This is a genomic window from Robiginitalea sp. (assembly GCF_049588695.1).
Taxonomy (GTDB): Bacteria; Bacteroidota; Bacteroidia; order Flavobacteriales; family Flavobacteriaceae; genus Robiginitalea.
In genome coordinates this window covers 1-7,606 of sequence record NZ_JBAVZJ010000500.1, presented here as the reverse complement: position 1 = coordinate 7,606, position 7,606 = coordinate 1, and the positions used below count along the sequence as shown (strand labels likewise).

At 48.5% G+C, this 7,606-nt stretch carries 5 protein-coding genes; 3 read left to right on the top strand and 2 right to left on the bottom strand.

All coding sequences use genetic code 11. The features are described 5' to 3' along the window. Together WBV75_RS11675 and WBV75_RS11670 are read right to left on the bottom strand one after the other, a co-directional pair. A partial coding sequence (locus WBV75_RS11675; protein WP_424120770.1) for an NADP-dependent isocitrate dehydrogenase occupies nt 1-1,713 on the bottom strand: 1,713 nt, incomplete at its 3' end. Between the two features lie 605 nt (nt 1,714-2,318). Then, a complete protein-coding gene (locus tag WBV75_RS11670) occupies nt 2,319-3,599 on the bottom strand; it encodes a carboxypeptidase-like regulatory domain-containing protein (protein ID WP_424120769.1) in 1,281 nt (426 codons plus the stop codon). Nucleotides 3,600-3,774: 175 nt separating this feature from the next. Between WBV75_RS11670 and WBV75_RS11665 the strand changes: the two genes are divergently transcribed. The 3 genes from WBV75_RS11665 to WBV75_RS11655 all read left to right on the top strand — a co-directional run bounded on the left by WBV75_RS11665 (nt 3,775) and on the right by WBV75_RS11655 (nt 7,306). After that, nucleotides 3,775-5,037: an aminotransferase class V-fold PLP-dependent enzyme gene (locus WBV75_RS11665; RefSeq protein WP_424120768.1), complete on the top strand. Its 1,263-nt coding sequence runs from the start codon at nt 3,775-3,777 to the stop codon at nt 5,035-5,037. Between the two features lie 137 nt (nt 5,038-5,174). Beyond that, a complete protein-coding gene (locus WBV75_RS11660; RefSeq protein ID WP_424120767.1) occupies nt 5,175-5,669 on the top strand; it encodes a DoxX family membrane protein in 495 nt (164 codons plus the stop codon). Further along, nucleotides 5,666-7,306 (top strand): Gfo/Idh/MocA family protein, encoded by a 1,641-nt coding sequence (locus tag WBV75_RS11655; RefSeq protein ID WP_424120766.1) that lies wholly within the window; start codon nt 5,666-5,668, stop codon nt 7,304-7,306. Before WBV75_RS11660 ends, WBV75_RS11655 begins: the two co-directional genes overlap by 4 nt. Nucleotides 7,307-7,606: the final 300 nt, after the last annotated feature.

Genomic DNA, 7,606 nt, shown 5'->3' with positions numbered 1-7,606 from the left:
CATCAGGGGGACTATTGAAAGCATTTTGGCACTGGTTCCAACCTCCAAAATTGGAAAAAGGTCCGTGAGATAGTCCCTGAGGACGTTCCCTGTAACTGAAATGGTGTCCTTCCCTTCACGGATCCTTTCAAGGGTATACCAGGTGGCCGCTTCTGGTGAGAGAATGCGGATATCCAGTTTTTCCCGAACAGCCTCCGGCAGATAGGTGTCCACCTTCGAAATCAATTCCCGGTCATGGGACCGCTCTGCATCGAGCCAGAAAACAGCAGGAGTACCCGATTCTTCTGCCCTGCGAACGGCCAGTTGAATCCAATCCTGAACGGCCGCATCGGTTACGGAGCACATCCTCCAGATGTCACCGGGGGCCACTTTGTGTTCCAAAAGGACTTCTCCGGAGTCGCTATCGATCACCCGGACATTTCCCGCCTGCGCTATTTCAAAAGTTTTGTCGTGGGAACCATATTCTTCCGCCTTTTGGGCCATAAGCCCGACATTGGGAACGGATCCCATTGTTTTTGGATCCAGGGCCCCATATTTTTTGCAAAAATTTATAGTGGCCTTGTAAATTCCTGCATAACTGCTATCCGGGATAACGGCCATGGTATCCTGAGACTTCCCTTCGGCATTCCACATCTGTCCCGAATTCCGAATCATAGCCGGCATAGAGGCATCGATAATTACATCGCTGGGAACGTGCAGGTTGGTTATTCCTTTATCGGAGTTTACCATTGCCAGAGCAGGCCCTTCTTCCATGGCCTGGGTAATGGCATCCTGAATCTCACCGGCCTCTGCCTGCGGCAGTTCCCCAAGCGATTCCAGGAGGCTTTCCAGGCCATTATTGACGTTTACCCCTATTTTCTCGAGGGTGGAACCATACTTTTCAAACAGCGTTTTAAAGTAGGTTTTTAAGACGTGGCCGAAGATGATGGGGTCCGATACCTTCATCATAGTCGCTTTCAGGTGAACTGAAAACAAAAGACCCTGGGATCGGGCTTCGTCTATCCGGGTTTGCAGAAAATTGAGGAGATTCCTTTTCTCCATGAGGCTTGCATCGATAATACCCCCTTTTTCGATGCGGACTTCTGACTTCAGGACCTTTTGTTCCCCCTCGGGGTTGCTCCACTCAATCCGGAGATTTCGCCCCTTCTTTAAAGTGAGCGATTTTTCGTTGGATTTAAAATCGCCCCCGGACATGGTCTCTACACAACTCTTGCTTTCTGCATTCCAGGCCCCCATGGAATGGGGATGTTTCCGGGCGTAATTCTTTACAGGTTTGGGGGCTCTTCGGTCTGAATTACCCTCCCGGAGCACCGGATTTACGGCACTTCCTTTAACCCGGTCGTACCGTGCCTTATGGTCAGCCGCCTGGTCCGTTTCAACCTCATCCGGATAGTCGGGCAGGGGATAGCCTTTATCCTGCAATTCAGCTATCGCGTCTTTAAGTTGTGGGATGGAGGCACTGATATTGGGGAGTTTGATAATATTGGCCTCAGGTTGTTTCGCCAGATTCCCAAGAAAAACCAGATCATTGGTGACTTTTTGATCCGCCTTGAGGCGTTCGGGGAATTCAGCTAAAATGCGGGCTGCCAGGGAAATATCCCGAGCCTCGATTTCGATACCTGCAGGGCGGGTAAATGCTTTGATTATGGGGAGAAAAGAGGCAGTGGCCAGGGCCGGGGCCTCGTCGGTCTGTGTGTAGCGTATAATTGGCATTGGGGTGTTGCAGTTTAGGCGAGCAAATATACAATTTATGGTGGTCAGATCAAGTAGTGGCAGGGAATCCGCTTAAATACCGGGAGTAAAAAAATGAAAGCCACATCATTGTAACAAGTACAAGGATATGGCTTTCTTGTCATAACCTAATGGCCTTACGTTCTGCCTAAGCCGAACAAACCACACGGTTAAAACGACGTTTGAATTGAAATTTGAAAAACTTAAAACAAGTCCTAAATCCTTCAATTCTTCTTATTGACCAGTTCTTTTATCTTACAGGACCCACTTAGAGCAGGTCTTGTAACGCAAAAGTCCTCATCTATATGCGCAAACTACCGCTCCCGCATACAAACTCGTTAAAATATTTTCCATATACGAGTATACTTCTGTTTATTTCAACTAACCAATAATACAAAGAACGCTAACTCTGTAGTAATTTTCCGCGATTTCCAAGGACTGAAAACCCCTTATCAATTACATAAGCAAAGTATTTAAAACCCCTTCCCTTTGCAAATAATCTGCAAAGAAGAAATTCACAGTTTGTTCACTACTGTTATCAACAATTGTTTATAAATCAACTACTTGAAGGGTCTGAGTAGAAGGCATTAATCACTTTTGCGTTCTTCCCGCTTGATTTGTCTCTGGATCTTTCGAATGGCCGACTCTATGGATTTGTCGGGTTCAATGATATTATACGCCCCCCAGAATTCCGGATCGGAAAATCCATCGGTAGCGTCGCTCAGGATGATGGACGAGCGAATACGCTCCTTGGATTTGGGTATTTTGCCCCCGGTGTAGGGTTCCCAGTCTGTGACTGCCATTTCACAGGTAAGGTTGTAAATGGAGTTGAAGAGCCTTTTATCCCAGTCAATTTTAAACTCCAGGATGGCATTGCTATAGCCGTAATACCATTTTCCATCTTTTTCCCGGTAATCTACCCGGTAGGACACCTCAGTAGGGTAGACATTGGCATTTGCAGGTTTTTTCCGCACAAACATCCGGCTCGCCACTTTTGGATCTGTAATATTGAGGGAGAAAATGGCGCTGGTCAGTATTTTCCGCTCAGCATCTATATACAGTTTACCGGTAAACAGAGGTTCGATGATCTCATCTTTCTGGCGAAAGTTAATGACAAAGATCAGACGGTCATTGATGCGTGTATTGCGATCAAAAGTAAAATTGTAGTCGTCAAAATAATCCGAAGCGAAAATATAATCCGGATATTTCATCAGGTCTACGTAGAGCGTATTGTAAGGACCGCCCTGTAGTTTCAAAGCTACCGTATCGAGTTTTGAGTAATCCGTACTTTTACGGGACTTATACAATTCTGCGATATCGTGCCTCGGACTGGCATACGGGGTTTTGTACACGGTAATCACTGCCTCGGATAAGGAGACATTCTGGCGCCGCTTCCGAATGGTTTCCCGGTAAAAAGCGGTCATTTCCATAGGATCCTGCATGTAGTTCTCACCTCTCCTGCTGAAGGTCTCCTGTACCAAAGCCCGCGCATCCCTGGGGACTACCACATCTACTTCCTGCAGGGTGGTCACGGAAACATCGAGGAAAATATCCGTGCCGTTTTCTTCGAACTGGTTTAAAGGTATGGATCGGGATTTATAACCGAGAAAGGACACTTGTACCGTACCCCCAGCGAGACTCTCCGGGATTTTTAAGAGGAATTCCCCTTCGGAGTTGGTTACGGTGCTGATGTTTTGGTCTTCCAGGGTAAGGGTTGCAAATACAAGGGGGTCACGGGAATCGGCATCGCGTACGACACCCTCGTAGGAGCGGAAATCCATGGCGCTCGCTTGTTCGCCTTCCTGGGCACTCACAGAGAATCCCAACAGGAGGCACAGCATTAAAACCGGACCTAAATGTTGATTCATAGCAGTCGTTTTTTGGGGAACTCCAGAGGTGAAAATCGCCTTTGAGAGGCCCCGATTTTTTAGGTTCAAAGATAGAGTATTTACGCCTGAATTAAAAGCATTAGAAAGGGTCACGTCCCGCGGTGTGTATTCTATTTTAAACGTTTTAGTATCTTCAGAGGACAAAACTTCCAAAGTGAAAAAAAGAGACTTTATAAAAAGCCTGGGCTACGCCGCCTTTGCAGCCCCAATGATGGCTTCAGGTATGGAGCCCCTCACCCGACGGCGAACCGAGGCATATCCCCATGGAAGAGGTGAGGATTACTGGGAAAGGATTCGCAAAGACTATACCCTGAAGCCGGATTACATCAATCTGGAGAATGGCTACTACAATATCATCCCCAACCCGACGATGGAGGCTTTTATCTCACATGTAAAAGCGGTGAATTACGAGGGTGCCTACTATATGAGAACGGAGCAATGGGAAAATAAGAAACGCATTACGGGACGCCTGGCCGACATGCTCAACACGACCGACGAGAATTTAATCATAACCCGGAACACCACGGAATCCCTGGATCTGATCATAGGTGGCTATCCCTGGGAAGAAGGAGATCAGGCGGTATATGCGCTTCAGGATTACGGAGCCATGAGGGAGCACTTTAAATTGATATCGCAGCGCTATGGTGTGGTTTGCCGTGAAGTTTCAGTGCCCAACCACCCGGAATCAGATGAGGAACTGGTCGCCCTTTACGAGGCCCAGATCAACCCTAAAACCCGTATGATTATGATTTGTCATATGGTAAATATTACTGGTCAGATTTTACCGGTTAAAAAAATCTGTGATATGGCCCATCGGTACGGGGTAGAGGTTTTGGTAGACGGCGCACATTGCATCGGGCACATCCCGGTAGATTTGCCCGCATTGGGTTGCGATTATTACGGCTCAAGCCTGCATAAATGGTTGAGTACACCCCTGGGGGCGGGACTGCTCTATGTCCGAAGCGAACATATCGATAAAATTTGGCCATTGTTGGCAGAACATCACCGGGAGCCCGGGGATATCGGTCGGTTGAACCATACCGGAACACATCCGGTCCACACAGACCTCGCCATAGCAGACGCTATGGATTACCTGGAGGGAATAGGCCTGGAGGAAAAGACTAAAAGACTCCGGTATCTACAGAGGTACTGGAGCGATCGGCTCAGGGGGGTGGAAAATGTAGTAATCAGCACCCCGGAGGCTGAGGCCCGCAGTTGTGCCATAGCCAATGCCGGTATTTCCCATATGACACCTGCCGACCTAGCCAAACAACTGCTTGCAGAGTTTCGGATTTTTACCGTTGCCATTGATTACGCTAACGTCCATGGGTGCAGAATCACCCCTAATGTGTACACAACTACGGCAGAACTGGATCGGTTTGTGGATGCCATGACCGTATTGGCAGGGCGTACTTGATTTTTTTTCAGATGTGAACCATTGCTGATATCTGTCATAAAAAGTGCCTGGATGTTTACTTAATTTCATGGACTGTATACAATAGAGCCGGGAGGGTTCGATAAACCTGTCCGATCTGATAACCTAAAACCTTTTTTATGTCTTCATCTTATAAAGCGCAGGGGAAACTTTGGAGTCTTGCCCTGCTTCGCGTGCTTATTGGCTGGCATTTTCTCTATGAGGGAATTGTAAAATTGTACAATCCGGACTGGACGAGTTTCGGGTACCTCGCTACGGCACAGGGTCCGTTAAAACCCGTATTCCAGGCTATGACCTCCGAAGCCGTACTTCCGTGGATCGATACCATGAACTGGGCAGCCCTCGTTTTTGTCGGCATTACCCTGATTCTCGGTGTCCTGGAAAAACCAGGCGCCCTTGTCGGAGCAGGCTTATTGCTGCTCTATTACCTGGCGCATCCTTCCTGGCCGGGAATGGCACAGGTCAATACCGAGGGCAGTTATTGGATCGTGAACAAAAACCTGATAGAAGCCGTAGCCTGTATGGTACTCTTTTATCAACCCACCGGTTCCCTTTTCGGGCTTCCGAGAATCCTTTCAAGAAATAAAGCAACTACAAAAACAGAATTGTCATGAGCTGGACACGAAGAGAAGCCTTATTAGGACTGGGCAGTATCCCTATTTTAGGAACTGTATGGTGGGCGGGAGCCTCCGGAACCGTTGGTAAAAAAAGGGAGCGGGAAACACTTCTGGAACAATTAAATATTCAGCCATCCCTACCCTCAGCTGTGCCCGCGGTATCGGGTAAACCGGTGCGCGTGGGAATCATCGGATTCGGGATCCGGGGAGAGCAGCTTTGCAGATCCCTCGGATACGCCACCGATGAATGGATTGCAGATATGGAAGAAGCGGCAGCAGTGGCGAAACGCGAAGGGCGTCCTTTTACCGCCCTGGAGGACTTCCGAAATCAGGAAACTTTAAATGTTCAGATAACCGGAGTTTGTGATGTTTTTGATGTCCGTGCCGAAAAAGCGATTCGGTCCTTTGGAACTGAAGAGGCCCCTGTCAAACGTTATAAGACCTATACAGATATGATCCGGAGCGGGGAAATAGAAGCCGTAGTTATTGCAACCCCGGATCACTGGCATGCCCCAATGTCCATTGAGGCCCTGAACAATAATGTGCATGTGTACGTGGAAAAACCCATGACGCACAACCTTACAGAGACTTATGCCCTGAAAGAGGCGGCTGCGAATTCCAGGGCGGCCTTTCAGGTAGGTCATCAACACCGGCAAACCCTGAGTTTTAAAACCGCCCGGGATATCGTCGAAAAAGAAATCCTGGGTCATGTTTCCCTGATTACGACCAATACGAACCGCAATGACGACAACGGGGCCTGGAATTACGACATACACCCTGAGGCCAATTCCCAGACGATCGACTGGCAACAGTTTCTTGGAAGTGCACCTGAAATCCCATTTAACAAAAACCATTTTTTCCGATGGCGGAAATGGTGGGCTTATGGCTCAGGCCTTTCGGGGGATTTACTAACCCATGACTACGACCGGTTGAACTGTGTCTTAAAAATGGGTATTCCCAAATCCGTAATGGCCTCTGGCGGGATTTACACCCACAGGGATGGACGAAACGTGCCGGATGTTCTACAGGCGAATATGGAATTTCCCGATTTCAGCACCGGAAGCACACAAAAAAAAGGCAAGGAAAAAGGAATGACCTTTACCTATAGTGCCACCCTTGGCAATGGGTTTAACAGGCCTACCATGCTCATGGGGCACGATGCCTCAATGGAACTGGGAAACCGCCTGACAATTTGGCCCGATGGGGGTTCTACGCGATATGCTGAACAGTTGGAGGCTGGTAAGATGTCTCCACAAAGCCCTATCTATAGTTATAATCCTGCAGCTTCTGCCCTGGATGGGGTCTCGTCGGCCACCTCCCAGTATTTTGCCGATAAAGGATTAATGTGGACCTACGTAGACGGAAAACGCGTGGATTCTACATTTCTGCATATGCGGGAGTGGCTTAGCGTCATCCGAAATGGAGGTGAGCTTAGCTGTGGTATTCAGGAAGGCTTTGACGAGGCTATTGCCGCACATATGACCGGCCTTTCCTGGAAATTGGGAAGACGGATAGAGTGGGACCGTGAAGGTCAGCAGGTTATCCCTATAGAAGGGGTAGATCTGGATGCGGTCCTGTTACAGAGCCCTCCGGGTGTAGGCAGGCTTGAGGCTGACGTGGTGGCGGCTTTGTAGGTGTTCAAGGTTCAAAGTTCAAAGCAGAAGTTGGCAGTGGGCAGTGGCAGTGGGCAGTGGCAGTAGGCAGTGGCAGTAGGCAGTAGGCAGTGGCAGTAGGCAGGGTCATTGTGCAAGGTCCAATATCTTTTTTTGACTTCAAACTGCTACTGTGAACTGTGTACTTTCAAAGGGTTCAAAGTTCAAAGCTCAAAGCAGAAGTTGGCAGTGGGCAGTGGCAGTAGGCAGTAGGCAGTGGCAGTATGCAGGGGCATTGTACAAGGTTCAATATCTTTTTGACTGCGAACTGCTACTGTGAAC

Coding starts and splice junctions, on each gene's coding strand:
- WBV75_RS11670 (WP_424120769.1), bottom strand. CDS start 3,599: ATGAATCAACATTTAGGTCCGGTTTTAATGCTGTGCCTCCTGTTGGGA.
- WBV75_RS11660 (WP_424120767.1), top strand. CDS start 5,175: ATGTCTTCATCTTATAAAGCGCAGGGGAAACTTTGGAGTCTTGCCCTG.
- WBV75_RS11655 (WP_424120766.1), top strand. CDS start 5,666: ATGAGCTGGACACGAAGAGAAGCCTTATTAGGACTGGGCAGTATCCCT.